Source organism: Telmatocola sphagniphila, assembly GCF_018398935.1.
In the GTDB taxonomy this organism is placed as follows: Bacteria; Planctomycetota; Planctomycetia; order Gemmatales; family Gemmataceae; genus Telmatocola; species Telmatocola sphagniphila.
In genome coordinates this window covers 4,965,688-4,990,014 of record NZ_CP074694.1, presented here as the reverse complement: position 1 = coordinate 4,990,014, position 24,327 = coordinate 4,965,688, and the positions used below count along the sequence as shown (strand labels likewise).

General features: G+C 54.7%; 22 protein-coding genes. 13 read left to right on the top strand and 9 right to left on the bottom strand.

The genetic code is table 11. From position 1 onward, the window contains the following. The first annotated feature begins 129 nt into the window (after nt 1–129). Nucleotides 130–1,146, top strand: coding sequence for an AlbA family DNA-binding domain-containing protein (locus tag KIH39_RS20070; protein WP_213495006.1), 1,017 nt, complete (start codon nt 130–132; stop codon nt 1,144–1,146). A 672-nt stretch (nt 1,147–1,818) separates the two neighbouring features. Continuing rightward, complete coding sequence (locus KIH39_RS20065) at nt 1,819–3,198, top strand: hypothetical protein (protein WP_213495005.1); 1,380 nt, start codon at nt 1,819–1,821, stop codon at nt 3,196–3,198. Between the two features lie 130 nt (nt 3,199–3,328). Here the strand turns inward: KIH39_RS20065 and KIH39_RS20060 are convergent, their stop codons facing one another. Both KIH39_RS20060 and KIH39_RS20055 read right to left on the bottom strand, forming a co-directional pair. Next, nucleotides 3,329–3,772, bottom strand: coding sequence for a hypothetical protein (locus KIH39_RS20060; RefSeq protein ID WP_213495004.1), 444 nt, complete (start codon nt 3,770–3,772; stop codon nt 3,329–3,331). 15 nt (nt 3,773–3,787) lie between these two features. Beyond that, nucleotides 3,788–4,216, bottom strand: a complete 429-nt coding sequence (locus KIH39_RS20055) for a Panacea domain-containing protein (RefSeq protein ID WP_213495003.1) — start codon at nt 4,214–4,216, stop codon at nt 3,788–3,790. Between the two features lie 377 nt (nt 4,217–4,593). Here KIH39_RS20055 and KIH39_RS20050 point away from each other — a divergent pair, with 377 nt between their 5' ends. Both KIH39_RS20050 and KIH39_RS20045 read left to right on the top strand, forming a co-directional pair. Continuing rightward, nucleotides 4,594–5,016 (top strand): hypothetical protein, encoded by a 423-nt coding sequence (locus KIH39_RS20050; RefSeq protein ID WP_213495002.1) that lies wholly within the window; start codon nt 4,594–4,596, stop codon nt 5,014–5,016. Between the two features lie 43 nt (nt 5,017–5,059). Further along, nucleotides 5,060–5,365, top strand: a complete 306-nt coding sequence (locus KIH39_RS20045; protein WP_213495001.1) for a hypothetical protein — start codon at nt 5,060–5,062, stop codon at nt 5,363–5,365. Here the strand turns inward: KIH39_RS20045 and dnaA are convergent, their stop codons facing one another. From dnaA to KIH39_RS20030, 3 genes are all read right to left on the bottom strand, one after another. After that, entirely contained in the window at nt 5,366–6,868 is a 1,503-nt protein-coding gene (dnaA, locus tag KIH39_RS20040; RefSeq protein ID WP_213495000.1) for a chromosomal replication initiator protein DnaA, read from the bottom strand. It abuts the gene before it with no gap. 322 nt (nt 6,869–7,190) lie between these two features. Next, complete coding sequence (locus KIH39_RS20035; protein ID WP_213494999.1) at nt 7,191–8,096, bottom strand: GNAT family N-acetyltransferase; 906 nt, start codon at nt 8,094–8,096, stop codon at nt 7,191–7,193. A gap of 52 nt (nt 8,097–8,148) precedes the next feature. Beyond that, nucleotides 8,149–9,303 carry a metallophosphoesterase gene (locus KIH39_RS20030; RefSeq protein WP_213494998.1) on the bottom strand — a complete coding sequence of 385 codons (1,155 nt, stop codon included), beginning with the start codon at nt 9,301–9,303 and terminating at the stop codon, nt 8,149–8,151. A gap of 196 nt (nt 9,304–9,499) precedes the next feature. On the opposite strand from KIH39_RS20030, the gene KIH39_RS20025 reads away from it, so the two are divergent. After that, complete coding sequence (locus tag KIH39_RS20025) at nt 9,500–10,198, top strand: metallophosphoesterase family protein (RefSeq protein ID WP_213494997.1); 699 nt, start codon at nt 9,500–9,502, stop codon at nt 10,196–10,198. On the opposite strand, the gene KIH39_RS20020 is transcribed toward KIH39_RS20025, so the two are convergent. Beyond that, nucleotides 10,195–11,559, bottom strand: a complete 1,365-nt coding sequence (locus KIH39_RS20020; RefSeq protein WP_213494996.1) for a DUF58 domain-containing protein — start codon at nt 11,557–11,559, stop codon at nt 10,195–10,197. The genes KIH39_RS20025 and KIH39_RS20020 overlap by 4 nt on opposite strands. A gap of 141 nt (nt 11,560–11,700) precedes the next feature. Here KIH39_RS20020 and def point away from each other — a divergent pair, with 141 nt between their 5' ends. The 3 genes from def (at nt 11,701) to hemC (ending at nt 13,811) form a co-directional block, all read left to right on the top strand. Continuing rightward, complete coding sequence (gene def, locus KIH39_RS20015) at nt 11,701–12,255, top strand: peptide deformylase (protein ID WP_213494995.1); 555 nt, start codon at nt 11,701–11,703, stop codon at nt 12,253–12,255. Between the two features lie 180 nt (nt 12,256–12,435). After that, complete coding sequence (locus KIH39_RS20010; RefSeq protein ID WP_213494994.1) at nt 12,436–12,903, top strand: HIT family protein; 468 nt, start codon at nt 12,436–12,438, stop codon at nt 12,901–12,903. Then, nucleotides 12,900–13,811, top strand: a complete 912-nt coding sequence (gene hemC, locus KIH39_RS20005; RefSeq protein WP_213494993.1) for a hydroxymethylbilane synthase — start codon at nt 12,900–12,902, stop codon at nt 13,809–13,811. Before KIH39_RS20010 ends, hemC begins: the two co-directional genes overlap by 4 nt. Nucleotides 13,812–13,814: 3 nt before the next feature. On the opposite strand, the gene KIH39_RS20000 is transcribed toward hemC, so the two are convergent. Further along, entirely contained in the window at nt 13,815–14,846 is a 1,032-nt protein-coding gene (locus KIH39_RS20000) for an FAD:protein FMN transferase (RefSeq protein WP_213494992.1), read from the bottom strand. A gap of 151 nt (nt 14,847–14,997) precedes the next feature. Between KIH39_RS20000 and KIH39_RS19995 the strand changes: the two genes are divergently transcribed. The 5 genes from KIH39_RS19995 to KIH39_RS19975 all read left to right on the top strand — a co-directional run bounded on the left by KIH39_RS19995 (nt 14,998) and on the right by KIH39_RS19975 (nt 21,109). After that, the gene (locus KIH39_RS19995) at nt 14,998–16,035 is read left to right on the top strand and encodes a formylglycine-generating enzyme family protein (protein ID WP_213494991.1); all 1,038 of its coding nucleotides are present in this window, start codon (nt 14,998–15,000) and stop codon (nt 16,033–16,035) included. A 57-nt stretch (nt 16,036–16,092) separates the two neighbouring features. Then, on the top strand, nt 16,093–17,412 hold the full coding sequence (locus KIH39_RS19990) for a Gfo/Idh/MocA family protein (protein WP_213494990.1): 1,320 nt from the start codon (nt 16,093–16,095) through the stop codon (nt 17,410–17,412). 236 nt (nt 17,413–17,648) lie between these two features. After that, on the top strand, nt 17,649–18,626 hold the full coding sequence (locus KIH39_RS19985; RefSeq protein WP_213494989.1) for a type IV toxin-antitoxin system AbiEi family antitoxin domain-containing protein: 978 nt from the start codon (nt 17,649–17,651) through the stop codon (nt 18,624–18,626). Beyond that, nucleotides 18,623–19,510, top strand: coding sequence for a nucleotidyl transferase AbiEii/AbiGii toxin family protein (locus tag KIH39_RS19980; protein WP_213494988.1), 888 nt, complete (start codon nt 18,623–18,625; stop codon nt 19,508–19,510). Before KIH39_RS19985 ends, KIH39_RS19980 begins: the two co-directional genes overlap by 4 nt. Before the next feature lie 318 nt (nt 19,511–19,828). Then, on the top strand, nt 19,829–21,109 hold the full coding sequence (locus tag KIH39_RS19975) for an FG-GAP repeat domain-containing protein (protein ID WP_213494987.1): 1,281 nt from the start codon (nt 19,829–19,831) through the stop codon (nt 21,107–21,109). Between the two features lie 70 nt (nt 21,110–21,179). On the opposite strand, the gene KIH39_RS19970 is transcribed toward KIH39_RS19975, so the two are convergent. Both KIH39_RS19970 and KIH39_RS19965 read right to left on the bottom strand, forming a co-directional pair. After that, nucleotides 21,180–22,208 (bottom strand): TlpA disulfide reductase family protein, encoded by a 1,029-nt coding sequence (locus tag KIH39_RS19970; RefSeq protein ID WP_213494986.1) that lies wholly within the window; start codon nt 22,206–22,208, stop codon nt 21,180–21,182. Between the two features lie 107 nt (nt 22,209–22,315). Next, a complete protein-coding gene (locus tag KIH39_RS19965) occupies nt 22,316–24,232 on the bottom strand; it encodes a CotH kinase family protein (RefSeq protein WP_213494985.1) in 1,917 nt (638 codons plus the stop codon). Nucleotides 24,233–24,327: the final 95 nt, after the last annotated feature.

Here is a 24,327-nt window from a genome sequence, read left to right as displayed (position 1 = left end):
GGGAGCTAAGGGCGTTTTTAGGTAGGGAATCGAAGGTTGATTCGCTCGGTTGAAGAACGGATGGCTTAAAGCTGACCGAAAAAAGACTATAGAATATCTACTTTCATGGATTTCTGACCGAGAGAGAAAATGCCCAACCGTCCATCAGCCGCACAAAATTTTTTCAATGAAATTAAGGCTCACGAGGGCTTTGAAGACCCAGCTTCCTTTTTAAAAAGCTTGGTAAACAGTCGGCCTCCAACTGAAGAGACCGAATACCGCGAATTCAAAGGCGCTAACGATTTGACTCCTGGTCCCAATTCACCAACTGAATTAAGAGAAGGACGGATTAACGAATTTTTTTGTGAAGCACTGTCGGGATTCGCTAATACGAGCGGTGGCGTTTTCGTTTGGGGTATAGATGCCCGCAAGCCGCAAGGAAGCTTGATCGAACAGGCATGCGGATTCAATTTGGTACAAAATCCCGAAGTTTTTAAAGCGAGATTGAAACAATTCTTATTGAATGCTGTTGATCCGCCTGTTCCTGGAGTGGAAATAGAAGCGTTCCCTGATTCAACTCAAGGTGGCAAGGGTTTTGTAGTCTGTTACATACCTGAGAGTGAGTACAAACCCCATCGAGCAAATATTGGGAAGCGATGGGTAATGCGTGTTGGAGATAATTTCGTCGACATCCCGCCTGCAGTATTACGTAGCTTGTTTTTCCCGAACCGGAATGCATACGCTGTACTAAAGATCAAAAGCACGCCACAAGAGTACGGACTGGGAGTGCTCAGGCGAGGCTCTTTTTTGCGTCTGAATCTCCAATTATTCAATAAAGGCCCAGCAACATTACAAAATGGGATAGTAACAGTCGCAATTGGCACACTACAACCTTCTGGATGGCACCCGATGCAATCTGGGCATCATCGATGTGCTTTACTTCTCATTCATCCAGGTCATACAGAAGATCTTCCAATGATGGAAATAGATCTTAATTCTTGTAGTCAATTAATGATCGAAGCGAGGCAAGGTAAGCTTGTGCTGATTTTTCACGTTTTTGCCTACGATTTGCCACCGTTTAAATTTAAAGTCGAAATTGAGGAGGAGGAAACTAGAGGCGAATCGAATAAGGTCGTGTTGCCACAACCGCTGGAGATGGAATTCTAACTCAAAAGACGGTTGCTCACATGCTCAAACTTGGCAATCAGTAGTTAATATCCGCTCTCTCTAATAGGCCAGCACCGCTGCGAACAAAAAAAGCCAAGCGATGCTCGCTTGGCTTTTTGAAGTTGCGGTTGAAAGAAAGGCTCACATTCGTGAACCCTGTCCAATCCAGGTCGATTGTGTGTTCTTCTCCGTCTTCACGGAACCTGGTTGTAATCTCTCACGGGATGTCAGTCCGCGCCCGCTACTTAAATTAATCGTCGATTTGGGGCGAGTCAATACGGATAAATCCGATTTTCGTCTAAGGTATTCTGCTGTTTCTCAAATGATTGAGTTCAAATTTAGGTCTGATCGTATGCCAATCGTTCGATTGATGCTGAGCATATCATTAGTGTTGGTAGTGATTGTCACTCGAAGATCGCTGCCATGGTTAGCCAATTAAGGACGTCGGAGGGCAGCGCGGGAGCAAGTCGGATTGAGGTTTCTCGAATTGATGCCAGAATAATCGGCATATTCCTTCTCGGCTCCGCTTTCTGTCCTGTCTACCCGCTTTGCCCTGTCTCTATAAACTTTGCAATTTTTAAAGTGGCGGTTACAATCAGGTAGCGGAAGCTTCATGGGTGGAGGCGTTCCGGGTAACCCTTTCTCCGTCGTACTTCGACGAAGGCATCGGTCATGGCGCAGACTTATACATTGGATGAAGCCGCGGGCAAACTCGGCATTTCTGTCGATGAAATGAAGAAGAAGCTCCGCGAAGAATGGAAGCATATCCGTTCTCTGCGAGATGGCAGTACGCTCCGCTTCAAGGCGTCGGAAATCGACGAACTGGCCCGTACACAAGGCGGTAGCAGCGAAGACGAAGTTCGCCTGCCCGATATCACCAAACCCGCCTCCGCAGTTGGCAGCTCCAAGAAGCCGGCCAGCGACGACGACATTCCCCTGATTCTCGATTCCGGACCCGATCTCGATCTGGGCGACGTGCCCCTGATCAAGACCAGCTCCGACAGCGACGTCCGGCTGGAAAAGGCCAACAAAGGCAAATCCCCCAAGCAGGAAGTCACCGAGGAAATTTCGCTCGAGCTTCCCAAGCCGACCAAGGGCGCTTCCGGCAAGATTCCCAAACCGGCCGAAAATAGCGACAGCAGCGAATTCGAACTCACCCTGGAAACCGATAGCGATGAGTTCGAACTTTCACTGAACACCGACTCCAGCAGCAGCGAAGATGTGGACATCGGCAAATCGGTCAAAGGTGGCCCGGCCGCCGGTCGCAGCGGCATCAATCTCAACAAACCCGCCGACAGCGGCGTGTCGCTCGAGAAGAACCGGAAACCCGAAAGCTCGGATGACATCGAATTCGAAGTAAATCTCGATTCGCCTTCCAAGAGCGGCAAAAAAGAAGAAGCCTACGTCGATTCGGACAGCGAATTCGAATTGAACCTGGATGAATCTTCCTCCGACAGCCACCCGGCTCTGGAAGGGGAAAAAGGCGATATCTTCGAAACCGATTTCGAACTCCCGGCCCTGGAAGACGACTCGGCCTCCGAAGTTCAGGCTCTCGATGAGTCGGGCACCGATACGGATGTCGAAAATTCCGACTTCGACTTGGCCGTGGAAGGCTCGGACGGCGATAGCGATTCGGAAGAAAGCGCCAGCGAAGTCGTCGAACTCGATGAAGACGCTCCGAAAGCCAAGAAGGGCGCCAAGGCCAAGGGACTTAAGAGCGCCAGCGATGGCGGCATCAGCTTCGACGAGATCGATCTCGACGATAGCATCTCGGCCAGCCGGGCACTTCGCGGCGTCAACAACGACGAAGGCGATATCGAACTGGATGAAGACGGACAAGTCGTTCGCGGCGGTGCCATGGTTCCTGCTCCGGCCGATTGGGGCTGGCTGCCGGTGGGCGTTCTGATCCCGTGCATGCTCCTGATGTTCGTCGGGGCTCTAATGAGCTTCGAACTGCTGCACAGCATGTGGGGCTACCAGCAGACCAGCAAGCCGGCGGGTTTCCTGGTGGAAGGCGTGGCCAAGCTGTTCGGGTTTGAAGTGAAAGAGTAATCAGCGATCGGAATTTGAAATTTGCAAAGCCATCCGCCAAAAGCGGGTGGTTTTTTTATTGGGTGGTGTGTGTCTGTTCGCCTGAATGTTGACTCGGACAAGCCCTTTCATGATCTCAAGAAAAGCTATATCAGGTATGTTTTTTAATTGAAGGGCAGATTTCATGCTCCGGATCCCACCAGAGCAGTCGAAACACGCGCCCTTCTCGGATTCCCCATACTCGCATTTCGCCAGAAAGGCGAAATCGGAATAGGTTGTCGTAATCATCTAATCGCAGTTCAACTAAGCGCTTTTGGGCCAACTTTATCAGTTTATAAACCTCAATTGAGTGATCTCTTTTCGAATTTTGTAGGATCTCATTCCAAGTCATCGATTCGTAATTTCTCAACTTGGGGTATATCTCGTCCCAGAGATGATCTTTTTGCTCGCAGAGATGCTTGCCCCAAGGTCCTTGATGGTCGAAAATCGAGATACTCCAAACCGGCGTCTGGTCACGGAACTCTTCGGGATTTTCATTACCCAATCTTGGACTTGGAGGAGCTGGGCTCTGGGCGATTTTGGGCTTCTTGCTCATGGATTCGGAGTAGTATTACAGTCCACAGTAATACTCTGCCATGCTGGCATGGGTGATTTCGCTATTCGCTCGAGCTCCCACGGCGATTCCCTTCCGGGCATCCTGCCACGGCTTTTCCATGTGGGTTAAGTCCGAAAGCCACTGAGAATCGTGGATTCCATAAAAATCAATCACTTTATTGACGACTTCCTTTTGCTTATCCTGAAGTTGCTTGGAAGCAGGTAAATCTTCGATTTGAATGATAAATTTTCCCTTCAGTTGAGCGAACAATGCGGGCACCACCGGGCCATTCGCCCAGGCTTCAATTCGATCTTCAAAAATCGGTTTCTCTTCCCAAACCAGTGACCAGGCTTGACAGTAGTAGACCAGCTTTTGAAGTTTCATATGGCTCATCGGGCCCTTCTGCTGAAGAACATAATGGGCCACATCGAACACAGTTGTCATGAAGGCGCTCCTATCTCAACCACCTGTCTCAAACTCTATCAGCTATTCTGGGAATCGCAATCTGTGAATTGGCCTACAAAATCGACCGGAATGGTTTTGGTTAAGGGTTCATGCCAAGTTCGATAGATGACCTGCTTCACCATCCCTCTTCGCAAATTCTAGGGTCGAATCCAAACCGCTTTGACTTGTCTAACAATGTCTAATATTAGCCTCCTCTCAAGTCTAATTTTCTCCTCGAAGCCGCCAAAACCCCTCTTTTATTAGACAAAATCCTCCAAAAAGCCCCTTCCAACCGCCGATCCTCTTTGACAGGTATACTGTACAAGTATACATTTAAATAGTCGGATCCAATACGGAGTTTTGAAGGAGTACCGAACATGGAAACCTGGCAATACATCTGGCGAAACGGCTTCGCCCCCCTGCTGCCGACCCTGGGACTGGAAGCCCTGCGAAAGGCCCTCAAACGAGACGACTCCCGCATCCTGCAAGGTGCGACCACATACCCCTTGGCCGTGAAACCCAATCGCCTGGAACCGATTAAAGCCTGCTGTGCCCTGAGCTACTGCGGCTGGCGCGGCGAATCCCTCAACAGCGTGGGCGAAATCGAACAGCACTTCGACGAAATCTGCGCCGAAGCCGGCAACCGTCTGGGCCATCCTGAAGCCTGCCGGCCTTTTCTGGAGTGGTACGACACCACCCCCCGCAGCGCCATGCGATTCGGCCTGCTGGGCGAAATCGACCGCACCCTGAACGAACGATTCCGCGTGGCCGTCACTCGGGCCGTCCGCAATGCCGCTTAATTTCCCTGCCCTGAACGAACACCATTTATCCAAGGAGCTCGATATGATTTGCCGACACTGCAAAAAAGCCAAAGTCAGCCGCCCCCGCGGGCTTTGCTGGTGCTGCTTCTACACCCCGGGAGTGAAAGAACTTTATCCCTCGACCAGTAAATATGCCCGGCGCGGCGAAGGAAACTTCTCTGGTAAAGGAGTGCATCCGGTGGCCCCGACCAGTGCAACGCCCGGTTCGGCGGAGAAGATTGCGATTCTGGCGGAACGGGTTCGCAATCGACAGGAACTCTGGCACCCCAGCGATGCCCGCATCCCCGGCGAGCCGAATGTGGCCGCGGAATTGAAACTGGCCGGTTGATTATCGTTGCAAGGTGCGTTCGATCCGATCGATGAGATCTTTGACCATCCAATCCCGCTCGCCCAGCTTCATCGGTTCGTTCTGGGCGAGCCAGCTTTTCACTTTTTTCTCCGCAGCCACGGCCGTGCTGTGGGTCTTGTTCCCGAAGTAAGCGCTGATCTCACCGTAAGTCGCCGTCGTGTGCTTGCGGCTGAGATAAATCGCAATCATACGAGGATGGCTGACCATCCAGGTCCGCTGCTTGGAGCGCAAAATGCCGCTGGGCAGCCGAAGGGCTTCGCATACGGCCCCTTCCACATCGCCGATATTCACCACTCGCATCGCGTGTCGAATCAGATCGCCCAGAGCTTCCTGAGCCAGTTCCAACGTCACCGGTTGAGCGGTCACCTTGCTGAAATGCCGGATGCTATGAATGGCCCCTTCCAGTTCCCGCACGTTGCCGCGCAGTTTGCCGGCCAGAAATTGCAGGACGGAATCGGGAATCGGCGGATTGGTCAGATGCGTCTTGGCGCGCAAAATCTGAAAGCGGGTTTCCGTATCGGGCGGCATCAGACTGGCGATGGCACCCCCGAGCAGGCGATCCACTAATTCTTCAATCAGATCATCGCAGAGGCGCGGGTGAGTGTCGAGGGTCACGACGACCTGTCGCCCTTCCGACTGCAGCACATCGAAGGTATGCAGGAATTCTTCCTGCGAACCGCGCTTACCGGCCAGGAAGGACAGATCATCGAGGAACAGCGCATCGCATTCGCGGAAGGTTCTGCGGAAGTTCGCCTGCTTATTGGTCTTCAGCATCTGCACGAAGCGATTCAAAAACTCCTCGGCCGTGATGTAGGTGAGCCGGGCCATCGGCCGACGCTTCCGGAGGCCGACGTAGATCGATTCCAACAGGTGCGTCTTCCCGGTACCGCAAGGGCCGTACAGCACCAGAGGATTGGCTTCCTGCCCCGGGGATTCGATGATGCTGATCGCCGTCGCATGAGCCACGCGATTGCAGGAGCCGACGATGAAATCGTTGAGCGAGCGCCACTTTCGCTGCGGCGAAGCCAGAGAGCGAGCCGGTTCTTCGTTGGCGGGCCGGCGCGGCAGCTCGACGTAATTGGGAACTTCCAGGGCGGACTGCTCGACCTCATCGAAGAGCGTCTGCGGAGTGGCTTTACCGGTTTCCGAAGCGGGATTCGCTTTTTGTTCGGCCCCCGGCGCGGCCGTCCGGCTGCGGCTTTCGGATTTGCCCGGCGGAAAGGTCTTTTCGTCGCTGCTGAACTGAAGAATTAACGGTTCACCGAAAGCGTCCTGAGCCGCTTCCTGGATCGCTTCGGAAAACTGGCTGCGCAGCCACTCCTGCGAGTGGGGATTTCGGCAGGCGATTTTGAGCACGCCCGCTTCCCGTTCGATTCGCGTATGACCGGTGAACCAGAAGTTGTAGCGATCTTCGCCGATTCTTCGGATCAGCGCAGCCGATAGCGTTTCCGACACCGGGGACGCCGGTACGGGGGCGAGCATTTCAGGCTTCGCCTCGAGTTTCACCACGGAGATGGAAGGGCCTTTCCCAGATGCAAAATTACATGCGACCTATCGAGCATAGAACACCCGCGTCCCTGCGCCTTCGAGGGGCCGAGGGTTTAATATCGCTCGATTCGGCAGGCTTGCAAACAGGAATGAAACTGATGAAGACAGGTAAGGTGCAGAAGCTGTTAGGCGCATCCTTAAAATCGCTACAAGCGTCAAAATCGTTAAATGCGCAAATGTAATGCAAGTTGACCACTTGATTTCGACCGTCAAGACTGGAATCGTTCTTCACCAAATACCCCGATTTAGGCCACCCTCAAAAGCGTCGTATCAGGCAAACTTGATGGGACCGCTGCAATCGGAACCGATTTTTCTCATACAAACGTAAGGCGGGCAAGTTGCGCACATCGACGCGGACGTGCAGGCTTCTAATGCCGAATAGCGAACATTTCTGGAGGATTTCGTGAAGAAGCTGGCTTCCGAGCCCCCGTTTCCGGCAGCCCGGCAGTACTCCCAGGTAGGCAATCTCCCAGCCCTCTTCCCGAGCATCCGAGAGCAGCACGATGCCGATTTCCTGTCCCTGATTCCGGATCAACCACCACCGGCGCAGGTCCGGCGCGCTCTGCCGGTAACCTTCCAAAATTTCGGCGGCCGTCCGAACCTCGTTGAGCTCGGGACAATCGAGCGAACCTTCGAATGTGGCGGTGAAAATTCGTTCGAAAAGCGCGCGGTCGCAATAGCGATAATCGACCCACTCCAGCGGCGGAACTTTTCCCTCTTCGGACACGGTATCCGATCGCAATAGCTCTTGCACCTGGGTGATGTTTTCGAAGCCGCCCTGCCTCAGAGAATCGAGCAGGGGAAGATCCCGGGAATCGGGGAAGGCCAGGATGTTGGTCCAGCCCTTCTGCCGGGCTCGCACCTTCAGCGCGAGGAACAGATTTTCTTCGATTTCCGAGCGGCGATTGGATGTGATCGTGCCGGGCGGCCAGATCACCGCGGAAGCTTTGGAATCGTCCTGCACCAGGAGTGTGCCGACGATCTCGTCCGCCTCCAGGCAGACGAGAATGTGATCCAGTTCGATCGTCCCGATCTGAAACAGCCGCACGCGATGCGACCATTGAAACAGATTCTGTTTCTCGCTCAGACGGGGATCCCGGAGAAGCTTCAGGGCCGATTCGACCTCAGAAACCCCGGCCGTGCGGCAGAGTAATTGACCCATGATATTATTTAAGAAAGAACGGCCGGGAGGAACGCGTCCTCGAGTTCTTTTTTTAGATCCGTTCCAGGAGGATGCGCGAGACCTGGGGATTGCACAAAAACCGCAACGGTTCCTTGGAACCCATGCCGCGATTGACGTGTAGCATCGTGCCTTTGACGGCAAATGTCCCCATATCGAATCGCCGGCTGTACCAGCTCGGCACGAAAATCGATCCAAAGATCGGCAGACGAAGCTGCCCGCCGTGATTGTGCCCCGAGAGCATGAGCTGCACGCCCTTCGATGCCGCCCAATAGACGTAATCGGGAGTGTGGCTGATCAGCAATTTGAATACGCCGCTGGGGGCCGCGAACAGGTCGGGCCCGGGATGAAACCAGGGTTGTTCGTTGCCGATGATCGTCATCGGCTGACCCTTGATTTTCACGGTTTCCCAGTTGTTTCCCAGCACGGTGATGTTCAGTTCGCGCAACTTCGACCGCACGGCATCCGAATCCTGCCACCAGTCGTGATTTCCGAGAATGGCGTAGGTGCCGTGTGTGCCTTTGAGCCGGCCGAGAATCGGTTCGATCCAGGCGATATGCTTGTTGGTGTCAATGATGTCGCCGCTGATCACCACCAGATCGTGGGGTCCATATTCCAGGCACTTTTCCACAATCGCATCGAAGTACTCCTTGCCCGGCGTGCCGATGAAGTGCATATCGCTCAGATGCAGGATGGTCAGCCCTTCCCACTCGGCCGGCAGATTCGGGATACCGATTCTCAAGGTGGTGAAGTCGACCTTGAACAGCATGTTGAATGGCAGGTCCGCCAGGAAGTGATATTTGCCATCTCCCACGGGTTTGTGGCCGAGCACCTGTTCCACATCCAGCACTTCGGTGGTTTCGCGGAGCAGATTTTTGGGCGGTTTACGTCGCAGCCGGACGATCGTGATCAAAGGCAAAGCGACGATGGCGAAGGTAAAAGAGATACCCATGTACAAAGCATGCGCCAGGATCAGCACCGTGCCGCGGGCGTGCGTGTTCAGTGGATTAATCTGTCCGAAGAGGTAGTAGTAATAGAGTGGCCCCAGAAAAATCCAAAGGCCCATCAACAGTCGAAATACTTTCCGGAAATTGCGGTCCCAGGGCATCGAATAGGCCATGTTCAGCAGGACCATCATGAAGCAGGCGTGGCCGAGCCAGGCCAGAAGAAACATTAAAATATCGAGCAAAGGTTTCTCCAGTAGCTCCGGTGCCGAATCCAGCACCCCTTGTTCTACCGGAGAAGTTCCCGCCTTCAACGACGGAATTAATTGATTCCTTTTAAATATTGGCGGAGGAAAGTGCCGTTCGCTTCCGGTAAACTATCTGATCGAAAATCGACGTAACTGATTGCCCCTTCATACTTTCATCTTCTATGTTCTCTTAATGCGAATTCTTCTGGTCTCCGATATTCACGGCAACTGGCAGGCGCTGCAAGCGGTGCAGGACGAGTTCGATATTTGCCTGTTCCTGGGCGACCTGGTCGACTATGGTCCCGAGCCCTCCCCCTGCATCGAATGGGTGCGCAAGAACGCCTCCTATGGTGTGCGCGGCAATCACGACCACGGGGCCGCGCAGCGCATCAACACCATGGGTAACGTCGGCTTTCGCTACCTGACAAGTGTGACCCGGCCGATGACCATCGAGAATCTCACCGAAGACGAACGGGGCTATCTGTCGAGTTTGCCCTTAACCCAGTTTCTTACACTCGATGGCAAACGCTTCATGCTCTGTCACGCTTCGCCATGGGACCCGATGGATGAATACGCGCCGCCCGATCTCAATTTCTGGGCGCCGAGATTGGAAGGTCTGAACGTCGATTATGTCTGCGTCGGACATACGCACATACCCTACACCTTGAAAGTCGGCGGGACGACCGTCATCAACCCCGGCAGCATCGGACTGCCGCGCGACGGGGATCCCCGCTGTGCCTATGCGATGATTATCGATCACGACATTCAGTTGAAGCGGGTCGACTACGCCGCGCATCTGACCATGCAGACCGTGCACGACGGCCCCTTGCCCCCGATGGCCAAGAACATGCTCGAAGAAGTTTACACGACCGGTAAATTGAAGATGCGTTAATAGGCCACGGCCATGCTGTAGGGCGTGCCGCCGAAGGTGCTTTGTTCGCACAGTTGAGAGAGAGCCTCTTCATTGGGCAAATGGCGAACGTCCCGAATCCCTTCCGCGTAGAGCCGACCGATCGATTTTTCCGTTTCCTCGCTCTCGTCCATCATCAGACAAATCACCGTGATGGCAAAACCCTGGCGGCGCAAAGTCCCGAGGGCGTTGGCATTTTCGGGAGTCACGGTTCCCAACAGCGCAATGATGGTGGCATCCCGGGGAATGCGACCGATCAATTCAAAGACCATGCGCGCGAACGGCAGGCCATCGGTCAGTTCGATGCGGGCTAGAGTTTCCCGGATTTTCTGAAACTGTTCAATCCCCCGGCGCGTTTCCACTACCATCGGACGGAGACGATCGCTGCTGGTCTGCATCGCCCCTTCCTTTTTGGCTTCTTCCCGGGTTTCGTAGCTGTTGGTGGAAGTATCTTCCCCTTCCTGGATGTGCACATTCAGCCGTACGCGATCCGCGGCGTCTTTGCCATTGGTGCAGAGGCCGACCTGCTGATTCAAAAGACTCACGGCGTAGGCGATGGAACAGGCGGCGGTGACACCGAGTTCCGAACGGTGCGGCTCGCCTCGTTTGTGATAGCTATCGATGTGAAAGTCGAGCAGAATGGTGGCCCCGGCCAGCGAAGTCGGATCGTACACTTTGCACATGATCTCGCCGGTCCGGGCGGTCGCCCGCCAGTGCACACGCTGCAACGGATCGCCGATCTGGTAGGGCCGGACACCCGCATGGCGGGTGGGATCTTCAAAAAGGCGATGGGCCATATTCACTTCGCCAATCGGCCGCTGCGAAGCGAAGTTGTACTTGGGCAGCGGCAGCACCTTGGGATAGACCATTAGAAATATCGGCTGGGTGACGATGCGATGCCGGCGATGCAGCCCGAAGAGATCCCCGGTTTCCAGAATGGTCGGCCCGATTTGAAACAGCCCGCGCATTTCGCACAAAATGTTATACTTCAGCACGGCGGTCTTACCGGCCCGCAGCATTGCGATCTTGATGGCTTTGCCTTTGAGTCGGAAGCGTTTTTGCCGGCGGGCTTTTTCAGGCAGTAAATCTTCGAGAAGCAACCAGGCCACGGTGATCCGGCCGCTATTTTTCACCTTAACTTTGATCTCGACTTTGTCGCCGATTTCGGCCGGTTCCAGCGTGCGGCTTTCCCGTTTCGCCGTCAGCCCAGTGATCCATTCTTTCGCCAGCCAGCGCGACAGCAGCAGAAGCCCCAGTAGTACGTACATGGCGAAGGCCAGCAGGCCGGCCTGCAGCACCAGGGCCGTCAAAAGGATAAGAGCCGCAAAGAAGATCCAGCGCATGGAGTTCCGTCATCGAGGGCCGTTCGTCGAAGGAGATATAATACCGCATCGGGTGGTGAGAAGTCTCTCCCGATTTCTTGGGTCCTGTTTCTCGGACGCCGGCACTACCTTTTCGAGGCCGGGCGCCATTAAAATACCATTATGAAGATTCTGAATTACCCACACCCGGTATTGCGGGCCAAGGCCGAGCCGATATCGACGATTTCCAAGGAATTGGCCATTCAGGCCGGCGAGATGCTGGAGCTGATGTACAAGCACGAAGGCCTGGGGCTGGCCGGTCCCCAGGTGGGACTGCCGTTGCAGATACTGGTGATGAATTTCTCCGGGAAGCCGGAAGAAAAAGAAAACGAATGTGTGGCCATCAACCCGGTGATCGTCAATATGCAGGGAGCCCAGGTGAATGACCGGGAAGGCTGTCTGAGCTTTCCGGGAGTCTTCACCAATATCCGACGCTATAAAACGGTTCGCGTGCAGGCCTACAACCTGAAGGGGGAATTGTTCGAGATGGTTTCGAACGATCTGGGCGCACGGCTCTGGCAGCACGAAGTAGACCATCTGCAAGGGGCCTTATTCATCGACAAGATGGGTCCGATTGGCCGGATGAATACCCGCAAGCAGATCGAAGAATTCATCGAAGCGTTTGCCAAGGATAAGCAACGCGGCGATTTGCCGCCCGATCTGGAACCGCGGTTGTAGCTGTGTTGGGCCATGTATCCGAGCGTAAGGTTGCTGCGTCGATTTCGGTGTAGATTTGAAGACAAGAAATTTAACCACAGAGGACACAGAGGACAGATGGGTGGCTTCGCCACGAAGAGAGTTGTTTGAAATCGAAAGTTAAATTAACGCGTCAAGGAATGAATTGACATTGGAACACCGATGACCAGTACCACCTGCCCCTTTTGTCAGAAGCTTCAAAATCTGGCGGCATTGCCCCCCGAAGATATCGTCTGGGAATTTGAAAACTCGGTCGCGTTTCTCGGGCCCTGGCAGTATTACACCGGCTACTGCGTGCTGATTTCCAAGACTCATCACAGTGAACTCTCGCAGCTGGGGCCTCGCCGTTCCGCTTTTCTAGACGAAATGGCCACTCTGGCCGAGGCGGTCGAAAAAGCGTACCAGCCGCATAAGCTGAACTACGAACTGCTGGGAAATCAGGTGCCGCATTTGCACTGGCACCTGTTCCCGCGTTCTCTTCAAGAACCGGATCGACTCCGAGCGGCCTGGTTTGAGTTGGAAAAAGCCGATCGTTCCCCGGAAGAGAAGCGGCGTCTGGAAACTGGCACGCACTCCCGAGCAGAAATTTCCCAAAGACTCAAGAACCAACTGAAGCTTATCCTTTCATGACGCACATTCGAATTGGAACTCGCGCCAGCGCGCTGGCACTCTGGCAGGCCAACCATATTGCCGATTTGCTCCGCCAAGTGCCCTCCGTCGGCAGCGTGGAACTGGTACGGATTGAAACCACTGGCGATGCCGTTCAAGATCGACCGCTATCGGCCATGGGGGGCTTCGGTGTTTTCACCCGGGAAATTCAGAACGCCCTGCTGGATCGCCGGGTGGATGTCGCGGTTCACAGTCTGAAGGATTTGCCGACGCTATTTGTCGAGGGATTAAAGCTGATCGCCACACCAGCCCGAGCTCCTATCGGCGATGCCTTCATTTCGCATAAATATTCGAAATTCGATGATCTTCCTGCCGGGGCCACGTTGGGTACCAGTTCGCTTCGGCGACGGGCGCAAATTCTAAACCGCCGGCCCGATTTGAATCTCATTGACCTGCGCGGCAACGTCGATACCCGGCTGCGCAAGCTGCGCGATCAGAATCTCGATGGCATCATTCTCGCTCAGGCTGGTCTGATTCGATTGGGTTTCGAGAATCAAATTACCGAACGGCTCGATCCGGAGTGGATGCTCCCGGCGGTCGGTCAGGGGGCCATCGGGCTGGAATGCCGCGAGGATAATGTAGAGGCGGTCGAAGCCTTACGCACGATCAACGATCCCAAAACTTGGAACGCCGTGCTGGCCGAGCGGAGTATGCTGTTCGCTTTAGGCGGCGGCTGTCTGGTGCCGATCGGCGTGCAGTCCATCGCGGAGGCAGAAACCCTCACCTTGCGGGCGGCGGTACTCTCTCAGGATGGGCGACAAAGGATTTACGATCAAATCTCTGGTGCGTCGGATCGGCCCCAAGAGTTAGGCGCTCTACTGGCCGGGAAACTGCTGGATGCGGGTGCGAAGCAACTTCTGTTGAATTGATCATCACTTCTGCAAAAGCTTTTCGAAACCTTTGGAGGCGAAGTTTTTCTCCTGACCATTCTCCAGGACGGCGAGGAAAACTTCCACACCGGGCTGTTTTTCCAGAATCGGCAGCGACTTATCCGGCGGCTGAATGATCGCCATTTTGGTCAAGGAATCGGCTAGAATTCCCTTGGGAGCCACTACCGTGGCACTGCGATGGCCGATGAGTCCCACGCCGGTTTTCGGATCGACGATGTGCGAGTAGCGAACGCCGTCGATTTCGACGTACTGTTCCGCATCGCCGGAGGTGCTAACAGACTGATCCTTGAGAAGTAAAACCCGATTTTCGCTCTTCCGGGTCAATTTGCCGATCTGAATTTTCCAGCCGGGGGCATCGGGCGGCGTTCCTCGGACCGAGATATCGCCGCTGGCCGCGAGCATGGCACGATCAATGCCGAATTTTTTCAGGGCGTCTAACCCCTCATCGGCCGCATACCCTTTGGCGATGCCCCCCAGATCGAGCAGCATGCCCGGCACCAGAAATTTTGCGGTCTTATTGGTGGCATCGAGATGAATGTTTTTCCAACCGACCCGTTTGCGGGCCTCGGCCAGGGCTTTCGGATCGGGGAGTTTCTCGGTTTTGCGAGAGATCCGCCAGAGTTTCACCACGGCGCCGACGGTGACATCGAAACTGCCGTCGGAAAGTTCGGAAATCTTCTGGGCCTGCGAGAGAACGGTGAATAATTCCTCGCTGATTTTCACCGGTTCGCCGATTTCTTTTTCAAATTTTTTGCACAGCAGCATCAACTCGCTATCGGCCTTGTAATCAGACATGATCTGATTCAATTGCTCGACCCGATCGAACCCGGCGCGGGAGGCTTTCTCCGCCGTGGCTTTATCCGGGGCATACAAAACGATCCGGAACAGACTCCCCATGTGCGGTTCCTGGAATTCGAAGCGTTCCAGAGCGGTTTGGCCCCGTGCGGAGGCTGGTAAGCCGAGTAAGATCAGCAGGAAATACCAGCGGTAGGGGCATCGTCTGAAGTTCAGCATTTTTGCATCCGATTTTTTGCCAATAATGCGTTTTTGCGCACCCTTTTCGGTATTATAACTAGAGTACCTGCCTCGATCCGCCGTCTTTGAGGAGCCCGACTCAGCGCGGAAATTGATTGACAATACCTCTTCTTTTCGAGATCCTTTAGCGATGCGATTCTTGTTCTTTCTTTCCTTTTTGGGTTTATCGGCTTTCAGTAATCCGCTCTGCGCGCAGTCCACGACGAAACCCACCACCCCTCATAAAGACTATACCGACCAGATTAAAGGCTTGGACGTCAGTTTCGATATGGTGGCCATCCCCGAAGGGGAATTCCTGATGGGCAGCCCGGAATCGGAACCGGGTCGTAAGAAAAATGAAGGCCCCCAGCACAAGGTGAAGCTGAAACCTTACTGGATGGGCAAATGCGAAGTGACTTGGGACGAGTTCCGACCCTTCATGAACACGGCCATTGAAGCCGAGGCCGGCGATAAAGACCGCGTCGATGGCGTCACCTATCCCACCAAGCCCTACGTTCCTTCCGATTATGGCCATGGCTACGGCCAGAAGCCCGCCATTTGCATGACTCATCACTGTGCCATGGAATATTGCCGCTGGCTGTCGGCCAAGACCGGTCACACTTACCGATTGCCGACTGAAGCGGAATGGGAATACGCCTGCCGCGCTGGTACCACGACCGCTTACTTCTTCGGTGACGACCCCAAGAAGCTGGGGGACTATGCCTGGATGAAAGGTAATTCCGCCGAGCCGGAACATGAAGACGGCACCACTCACAAGGTCGGCACCAAGAAGCCCAATCCCTGGGGTCTGTACGACATGTACGGCAACGTCATGGAATGGACGCTCGATCAATACGATCCCAAAGCTTATGCACGCTATGCGAAGAATCCGTTCGTCACCTGCCCGGTAATCGTGCCGACCGCCGATAAATGGTCGCATGTGACGCGTGGCGGCAACTGGAAGGAAAGCGATCCCGCGGCCTTCCGCAGCGCGGCCCGAGTAAATTCCAAACCCGACTGGATGAAGCACGATCCGCAGGAGCCGCGCAGCATCTGGTGGTTGACCAAATTCGACAAAGTCGGCTTTCGCGTGGTCCGTGCCGTGGTAGAACAACCGGAACTAAAAGGTCTGGTTTCCAAGGTGACCAAGAAAAGCAACGACGAGTACGAAGACGACGATGATAAATAATTTTCCGAATCGCTGATTCGGCAAGTTATCAATTTCCTACCTCTCTGGAGACTTTTTATGTCGGACACTTTCAACACCCCGTCCCGACGGGATTTCGTGGCCCTCGGCTCGGTGGCCACCGCAGCGACCATGTTGTCCGCTGGAGGCGTTTACGCTGGCGGCAAAGACGATGTCATCAAAGTTGGCTTGATCGGCTGCGGCGGTCGTGGCAGTCAGGCTGCAGAAAACTGCATGGATGCCGACAAAGGAGTAAAACTCTGGGCTGTCGGTGATGCGTTCAAAGAAAAAGCAGCAGGGTTGGTTGAGCGTAAGAAAGGTTCGAAGAAGTATTCCGGTCGTACCGAAGTAACGGAAGATCGTATTTTCGGTGGTCTGGACGCTTACCAGAAAGTGATCGACAGCGGCGTGGATCTGGTCATCCTGGCCACCACTCCCGGCTTCCGACCCTATCACCTCGAAGCAGCCATCAAAGCTGGCAAGCACGTTTTCTGTGAAAAGCCGGTGGCGACGGATGCTCCCGGTATCCGCAAAGTGCTTTCATTAGTGGATGAAGCGAAGAAGAAGAATCTGGCCGTGGTAGCCGGTACGCAACGCCGTCATCAGCAGGGTTACATCGATACCGTGAAGGCCGTGCACGACGGCGCTATCGGCGAACTGGTGGGCGGTCGGTGCTACTGGAATGGCACGGAACCCTGGTTCCACGCCCGAAATGACAAAGACTTCCTCAAACTAGCCGGGCATGAAACCGAACTGGCCTACCAGATCAACAACTGGTACCACTTCACCTGGCTGTGCGGCGACCATATCACCGAACAGCACGTTCACAATTTGGACGTGATCAACTGGTTGATGCAATCGCACCCCATTGCCGCCAGCGGTATGGGCGGCCGTTCGCATCGCCGGGTCGGTGATCCCAAGGATGTCGGTAACATCTTCGACCACTTCGCCGTCGAGTATGAATACCCGAATGGCGCTCGCGTCTTCAGCTTCTGCCGACATGCCCCCGGTTGCGATCAGAACGTCAGCGAAGCCGTCATCGGCACCAAGGGTCGGGCGGATCTCCAGGATAGCGCCCGCTACCAGATCAACGGCAAGACGGTGGGCAAGGACAAGGATATCTCCCCGTACGTTCAGGAGCACGTGGACTTGATTCGCAGCATTCGCGAAAACAAACCGCTGAATGAATTGCAGAACGTGGCCGAGAGCACCATGACGGCGATTCTGGGCCGGATGTCGACCTACACGGGTCATCGCATCACCTGGGCCGATGCTCTGGCCAGCAAGCAGCAGCTGATGCCCGAACCGAAGGACATGAGCTGGGATATGAAGATCGAAACGCCGCCGGTCGCCATCCCGGGTAAGACGAAGTTTGTTTGATCGAACTTCGATTTAAAAGAGCAAAGCGAACCCGGAGCGAACCTCCGGGTTTTTTTGTGGGGTGAGATATCAAATTCAGTTAACCGCAGAGAGCACCGAGGGCGGAGACGGAGAGATGGTTTTGAAACCAATTGTGTGTGGTTTTCCTACGAAACTCAATAATTTCACTTGACTACAGATATGTTTATGTTTATGCTTGCTTAAGCAAGCATAAACATAAACATATCTGATGAATCATGACTCGCAAGGTAGGCCGATTCGAAAAAGAGCAAGCTTACCGCGAAGCCTTCCTGGCCCGCCTCAATCAAAAATTGGCTGCTCCGTCGTCAAAATGGCCCACGGTTCGCTATTGGACGAAGCCCGCACTCGACAAGTTGTTCCGACAGATCCGAGAAGAATTAGCTGCAGAACAAGTGAAGTCCGATTTGTCGCATGCTTCCCTGCTGGACTGGATCTGTCAGCTTCGCTTGGCCACGTTGCTCCCCGTCGATAACGAATCTGTTTTTCTCTTCGAAATCGGAGCAAGCTCCGAATCAGAAATGGATCCACTCGAGTTATTGATGGCGGCCAAACCGTCGGGAGTGATCTGTTACTTCAGCGCGGTCGCGTTTCACGAGCTCACGACCCAGCTGGTCGAACATCACCACGTTGCCGAACTGCAACTGCCAACACCCGCTTCCGATAAAAAACGTCTGCCGTTAGAAATATCTGAGCCGTCCGAATCCTTGATGAATTCCGAAAGTCGAGCGCCACGAGGGCTTGGAAAGCTCCTCTTTCAAGCTCAAGGAACTTCGTTCTACAGCACCCGCCGTTCCTCCCGATTGGTTCCCGGGGTGCAGACCAGGGCGTACGGGCCACGCGCGCAGATTCGCATCACTACCCTGGAACAAACCCTGCTGGATACCCTCTACAAGCCGTTCCACTGCGGCGGTCCAGAAGTGGTGTTTGAAGCCTGGCGGGAAGCCGTTGCCTCGCGGCGCATCGATGAAGAACGCCTCGTGGATTATCTCCGCATCATGAGCTATCCTGCCACGGCACGACGCCTGGCCGTTATGCTGGAACTCGCTGGAGGCGCCCCAGGTGCGGAGTTTCGGCGATTCCTCGACGCATCTCAGCTGGCGATTGATCGCCAGAGTCCGCACGCCTGCATCTCCTTGCTGCCTGGGGTCGATTACCAGAATCTGAACGTGCTCTGGTTGGTAAATACCCCATGAACCGGAAAGACAGCGCGCACTGGAAGTCCCAGGTGCTGGACGAAATTTTTGTCGCGCTGGCGGCCTCGAAACAACTCGATGAAGTGCTGGTGTTCAAGGGAGCCCGAGTGCTCAACGTTCGCCTGGGATTTGGCCGTCAGTCTCTCGACTTGGACACCAACCTCACCGCGTCCTTCGTTCAAAATTATCCGTGTCGCGATGCGCAACAAAGATTTTTAGAAGAGGAGATAGCAACGGCGGTCCGGCGTCATTTTGAACGGCAGGCGCCGGTGCGATTTGAGCTAACTGAGCTTACCGTCCGGACCTATCCATCAAACAGCCATCCCATCGGGTGGGATGCGTTCAAGGTAAAATTAAATGTCAACGACCTTGCGCGATCCATAAGAGGACTCCCCGCTCTTGAAATCGATGTGGCCGCTCCGGAACAGATGCTCGATAGCTCTGTTTCGCCTGTCGAGGTGGGTGGGCATTTCGTGTTTGCTTACACATTGGAGCGGATAGCGGGTGAGAAATTACGGGCCTTTCTCAGCTCCTTGCCGGCTTATCGGTCCAAGGTGAAAAAGCCGGGCGAGGCGGTGCGGGCAAAAGATCTTTACGACCTCAGTCGTATCCGCCGAGTCCACGGGCTGGAACAGGTTGATTTTTGGAAGCTTGCGGGAGAAGAATTCCGCATCGCCTGCCGCTCCCGCTACATCGACTGCCAGGGGCTGACGACCTTTCAGGAGCAGTTCGAAGTTACAAGAAAAACGTATGAGGAAGCGACTATTCCCAAGGACATTGCCTTTGCCGAAGCGGAATCGACGCTGGTAGCCGTTGTCAGTTTTTGGGAGGCACAACGAATCGTGCCATTCACTTTCCCTCTGCCGGAAGGACCAGCTGGCTAGATACCACAGAACGTTAGTCCAGGCAGTGGCCCTATGAGATGGCTGGAACGGATTCTGGGGGTTAGTAGCGGAGATGGAGATCGCCGAGAATCACTACTAATTTCCAGACATTCCAAGGACTTTACCCCCCTCCAAAGATAAAATTTCCATCACGTCCAGCATCGTCCGTGCAAGTTTTTGAAATAAATGCATTTCCCTTTTGTGATTTAAAAAAACTGCTGGGACCCTGATCAAGCAGCTTGCTCGCACGAGCAACTCCCACCTGACCACTCTCCCGCCTCGATTTCAAAACAAGACATACATCTGGAGGTTACCGTCATGTTTACATGGCTTAGAAACTCGTTGCGCGATCCCAATCCAACGCCTTCCTACAAGGCCGCCTTTCGGGCTCAGTTAACCCTGGAAAACATGGAATCCCGAATTGTCCCCGCAGCCTTAACCGACAAATTGGTCGCGATCGCTTCCTACAACGGATACACCGATTCGACGGTGAATCTCTACGATCCGGCAACTTCCTACCCCGCTTTCGCTTCGATTACCCCCTTCCCGGGCTACAAAGGAGCCCTTTCGGTGGCGGCCGGAGATGTCAACGGAGATGGCATTTCGGATTTGATCGTTGCGGCCCAGGGAGCGGGTGGGCACGTCAAGGTGTTTGACGGGGTCACCGGCAATCTGATCGATAACTTCTTTGCCTTCCCCGGTTTTCTGGGGGGTGTGAATGTCGGGGCGGCTGATGTGAATGGCGATGGGTATCAAGACATACTGGTTGCCGCGGATTACAACGCACACATCATGGCTTTCAGTGGTAAGGATGGTTCCGTAGTGTCGAGCTTCCTGGCTTTCCCCGGCTTCCTGGGACCGATCTCGGTGAGCGGCGCGGACTTCAACGGCGGCAGTGCCGACCAGATAATCGTGGGAGCCGGCGGGCCGAATATTAACGGGCGTGTGGCGCTGTTCAATGCCGATGGCTCGATGTACAATTCCGGCTTTTTTGCCTTCCCCGGCTTCGATGGAGAAATTTCCGTCGCGGGGGGTGACATCACCGGCAGCGGCGTGGCCGATATCGTGGTCAGCTCGGGAGCGGGAGCCCCGGGCGGAGCCGTGAAAGCTTTTAGCGGAACAGACTTCTCCGTAATCGATAGCTTCCTTGCTTATAACCCGGCGTACACCGATGGCGTCGATGTTCGGGTGGCTGATGCCATCGGCAGTGGCATTCGAGATATCATCGTGACGACGCATGGCGGTAGCCTTCAGGACATTCAGGTGTTCGATGGCAAAACGGGTCAATTGATCACCCAAACCCCTTCGGGCTCCGGTACCAATTATCCCGATCCTCCCACGGGTAACGTCGGAGGGAACGACAACGGCAGCGGTGGAGACAACTCCAATAGCGGAGTTTACACCGGCGGTGATACCAGCGGGGGCGCAACGGACTCGGGGGGATACACGGGCGGTGATACGGGCGGCGGCTCGGATACCGGCGGCGATTCCGGAGGGAGCACCGATTCCGGTGGCGATGACAGCGGCGGTGATGATTCCGGAGGAGACGACGGCGGCGATTTCTCTCCCGATTTTCTGTTCGCCGTGAAGTTGAAGTAAGATGTGAAAACAAAGGGTGACACAACAGAAGCAACCGCTCACTGTTTGTCACCCTGTTTCAATTTCTTTATTACTTCTTCTCATCCAACAAAATGGTCACCAGAGCTTCCAGTTCCGCCAGGGGGTGTAGCCCGACCAGCATCGCGCGAACCTTACCGGCCCGGTCGATGAACAACGTCGTGGGATAGGCCCGGAAATTCGGTACGCGAGCGGTAGTTGCTTTATCGCCAATCACACAGGGATAAGTGATGCCTTCGGCATCCGCAAAATTTTTGATCGTCGCCTTCACTTCCGCTTCGGATCCACTCTCGTAATTGATGCCAACGATCTCAAAACCTTTGTCCCGATATTTTTTGTGCAACTCGATAAAGTGCGGAATCTCCATCCGGCACGGCGGGCACCAGGTTCCCCAGAAATCGACGATCAAAACTTTACCGGCATAGTCCGACAGAGCGACCGGTTTACCTTCAATCGTCTTCAGATTGAAATCGAAGTCAAAAGGCTTCGAGGTGTCGATTGTCGCCCGGGCACTTTCCTTGGCAACAACCAGCAATTTTTCTTTGAACTTGGGCACAATCGCTTTGAATTCGGGCAGCTCGCGAATCGAATTCAGGTCTTCATCCGTATCCAGAAGTTCCACTTCCTCGAAGCCTGAGGCGAGACAATCGTTTAAGGACGCCAAAGCCTCTTCTTTCTTGTTTTCCCGGGCGAAGGCACAGGCTTCGTTGTAAAAAACCTGTCCTTCAAACGACTTCGGAATATTCGTTTTGTCGACTTTTTTCAACGAGCGGAGATAACCCGCGGACTTCTTCATCAGGGGATACGCGACCTCGGGATTCGACTTCGACTGTTGCGAGGCATAATCTTGCGAGAGGCTCAGGGCCATACGGAGAATCGGGAGGTTATTCGGTTCCTTGACGAGTGTTTCATCAAGGATTTGTAAAGCGCCGGGAACATCGTGCGCTTCCAGTTTCTGTTGGGCTTCTTTGGGAATGCCCGTCATATCCTGCGAGTTTACTCCAACCGGAGCATTGGCCGATTTATCGCAGCCGGCCAGCAGACCGGACAGCAAAAAAAGCCACAAGGCGAGTCGTTTCATACTGAATTCCCGTTTGAAGATAGTGCTAGTACGGTACCAGACGGGAATGGGCGATTCAATGAAAATGTCGGGCTCGGTCGATGAGCCCGGGGCATGAGGGAAAAGTCTTATTCGTCGTTCGGGGGTCCACCGGGACCCCCCGGACCGAATCCTCCCGGTCCACCGGGGCCAAAACCGCCGGGACCTCCAGGTCCACCCGGAAAGCCGCCGGGGCCCCGTTCCTTGAATTCCTTCAGTTGCTTCCGCTGATCTTCGGTCAGCAGTTTTTCAATCTGGGAGTCGGTCTCTTTCTGAATTTCGGCGAGTTTCTTCTTTTGCTCCGACGTGAGGTTCAGCATATTCTGGATCATTTCCGGCATTACTTCTCCAGGCTGGGGGAAGCGCATTCCAAAACCGCCGCCTGGTCCGCCGCGCCCGCCTCCGCCGGGGCCAAAGCCCTGTGGCACATAGCCTTTGGACTTGCCGTTGATTTGATCGGAAACGGCCACGGTGCGAAGCTCGAAGAATTCTTTCAACGATTTGGTCAGGCCGCCCCCCGGTCCGCCGGGACCACCGGGACCTCGACCGAAACCACCCCCTGGTCCGCCGGGGCCTCCCCCGCCGGGGCCGAAGCCACCAGGACCTCCAGGACCGCCGAAGCCGCCGCCGGTTTCTTTACGAGCTTCTGCCGCCTTCTTCTCTTTGGCGATCAGGCCAGCCGTGGTTTTTTCCACGCTTTCCAGTTCCTTCAACAGAGTTTCCTTGTTGAAGATGGTTTTGGCGAATTCCTTCAGCAGAGCCTGATATTTCTCGTTAATCTCCTTCACGGCCAGTAGCCGGTCGATGAGCTTGTTCTCGCCACCGTGGGGATGCGTCAGACTCAGGTTAATCTGTTGATCGCCGCCGCCCATCATCGGGAAGCCACCGAAAGAGAGATCGAGATCCCAGGGGAAGTAGACGAACTTGTTAGTGTCGGGATTCAGGTAGATGTAGTAATTGTGGCCCATGCTGAAGAAGCAATCCAGATTCACCACATAAGCGTTAACGGCGAAGAAGCGCAGGAAAGCGTCGATATCCAGATAGGATCCAATTTCTTTCTTGAACTGCTCATCGTCGGCTTTGAACACCAGTTTGGCGAAATCAATGACGCGCTGGGCCTGTTCCTTGGTGGCGTCGTGTTTAGGTTGGTACATGGTTTTGTACTTGGCCCAGTCGTCGCCGAGGTATTCCAGGCCGCGCACCCGTTCGGGCTTCATCAACAGGCCCTTGGTGTTCTTGAAGTTCTGCTTCAGGAAGTTCTTGTCGACCTGTTCCACCACCGTGTACAGCCCCAGGAGTTCGTTGTCATACTTGCCCGGAACGCTGAGGGTCACTTCCGCGAACGCCGTTCGCGCGGCGGCTACGCCGGCTTTACGAAACAGCGAGTAAGCCAGCACTTCGTGAATTTTGGTCGGGTCCATGGCCCCGGCATTGAGATTCAGCGCTTTGAGATCGTGAAACTTCAACTCCTCCTCGTAGTGGTTGAAATCCACTTTGATATTTCGTTTTAAACCGCGTGAGGAGGCCATGTAGCTGGCGTTGCCCTTGTAGCGCAGCCCGACATTTTGAACGGTTTCGCCGTCGCCGACGAAAGTTCCCTTCGCCCAGGGAAATTCGGTTCCGAAACCCGAGCCGCGATGGGAATCCTTCGTTTGAGGATTGTTTTTCCCGGCCGCTTCCGACGGCTGCGCCGGTCTGCCTTCCGGGCCGCCGCCAGGTCCTCCGGGTCCGCCACCCGGTCCGCCTCGACCGGGACCAAAACCACCGCCAGGTCCTCCGGGTCCGCCCGGCCCACGCCCGCCCACAACTTCCTGCATTTTCTTCCATTCCTCCGCCGTCATTTCGATGTGGTAGGAATGAACCTTGGTGAGCCCAAAGTCCTCTTTCGTTTTGGTATCGGCCGCAGGCACTTTGGGATCGCCGGCCAGAAGAGAATTTTGGCTAGGAAGGTTGGGATTCAGGCCGAAGGCCGTTCCACACACTAGCGACCAGTATTTGAGCTTCATCGAGTCGAGCCTCTCGTAACAGGGCAGCTTCACTAAAACTTCATATCTCCTAGGTGGCTAAATTCAGGCTTATACCGCCGCGCTCAGGAATGGAT

Excerpts from the sequence above, each read along its gene's own strand:
- KIH39_RS19995 (WP_213494991.1), top strand. The coding sequence starts at position 14,998 with ATGCGATTCTTGTTCTTTCTTTCCTTTTTGGGTTTATCGGCTTTCAGT.
- KIH39_RS20020 (WP_213494996.1), bottom strand. The coding sequence starts at position 11,559 with ATGCGCTGGATCTTCTTTGCGGCTCTTATCCTTTTGACGGCCCTGGTG.
- KIH39_RS20045 (WP_213495001.1), top strand. The coding sequence starts at position 5,060 with ATGATTTGCCGACACTGCAAAAAAGCCAAAGTCAGCCGCCCCCGCGGG.
- KIH39_RS20055 (WP_213495003.1), bottom strand. The coding sequence starts at position 4,216 with ATGACAACTGTGTTCGATGTGGCCCATTATGTTCTTCAGCAGAAGGGC.
- KIH39_RS20060 (WP_213495004.1), bottom strand. The coding sequence starts at position 3,772 with ATGAGCAAGAAGCCCAAAATCGCCCAGAGCCCAGCTCCTCCAAGTCCA.
- dnaA (WP_213495000.1), bottom strand. The coding sequence starts at position 6,868 with ATGCTCGCCCCCGTACCGGCGTCCCCGGTGTCGGAAACGCTATCGGCT.
- KIH39_RS19990 (WP_213494990.1), top strand. The coding sequence starts at position 16,093 with ATGTCGGACACTTTCAACACCCCGTCCCGACGGGATTTCGTGGCCCTC.
- KIH39_RS19975 (WP_213494987.1), top strand. The coding sequence starts at position 19,829 with ATGTTTACATGGCTTAGAAACTCGTTGCGCGATCCCAATCCAACGCCT.
- KIH39_RS19985 (WP_213494989.1), top strand. The coding sequence starts at position 17,649 with ATGACTCGCAAGGTAGGCCGATTCGAAAAAGAGCAAGCTTACCGCGAA.
- KIH39_RS19970 (WP_213494986.1), bottom strand. The coding sequence starts at position 22,208 with ATGAAACGACTCGCCTTGTGGCTTTTTTTGCTGTCCGGTCTGCTGGCC.
- KIH39_RS20010 (WP_213494994.1), top strand. The coding sequence starts at position 12,436 with ATGACCAGTACCACCTGCCCCTTTTGTCAGAAGCTTCAAAATCTGGCG.
- KIH39_RS20000 (WP_213494992.1), bottom strand. The coding sequence starts at position 14,846 with ATGCTGAACTTCAGACGATGCCCCTACCGCTGGTATTTCCTGCTGATC.
- KIH39_RS19980 (WP_213494988.1), top strand. The coding sequence starts at position 18,623 with ATGAACCGGAAAGACAGCGCGCACTGGAAGTCCCAGGTGCTGGACGAA.
- KIH39_RS20070 (WP_213495006.1), top strand. The coding sequence starts at position 130 with ATGCCCAACCGTCCATCAGCCGCACAAAATTTTTTCAATGAAATTAAG.
- hemC (WP_213494993.1), top strand. The coding sequence starts at position 12,900 with ATGACGCACATTCGAATTGGAACTCGCGCCAGCGCGCTGGCACTCTGG.
- KIH39_RS20025 (WP_213494997.1), top strand. The coding sequence starts at position 9,500 with ATGCGAATTCTTCTGGTCTCCGATATTCACGGCAACTGGCAGGCGCTG.
- KIH39_RS19965 (WP_213494985.1), bottom strand. The coding sequence starts at position 24,232 with ATGAAGCTCAAATACTGGTCGCTAGTGTGTGGAACGGCCTTCGGCCTG.
- KIH39_RS20035 (WP_213494999.1), bottom strand. The coding sequence starts at position 8,096 with ATGGGTCAATTACTCTGCCGCACGGCCGGGGTTTCTGAGGTCGAATCG.
- KIH39_RS20050 (WP_213495002.1), top strand. The coding sequence starts at position 4,594 with ATGGAAACCTGGCAATACATCTGGCGAAACGGCTTCGCCCCCCTGCTG.
- def (WP_213494995.1), top strand. The coding sequence starts at position 11,701 with ATGAAGATTCTGAATTACCCACACCCGGTATTGCGGGCCAAGGCCGAG.
- KIH39_RS20065 (WP_213495005.1), top strand. The coding sequence starts at position 1,819 with ATGGCGCAGACTTATACATTGGATGAAGCCGCGGGCAAACTCGGCATT.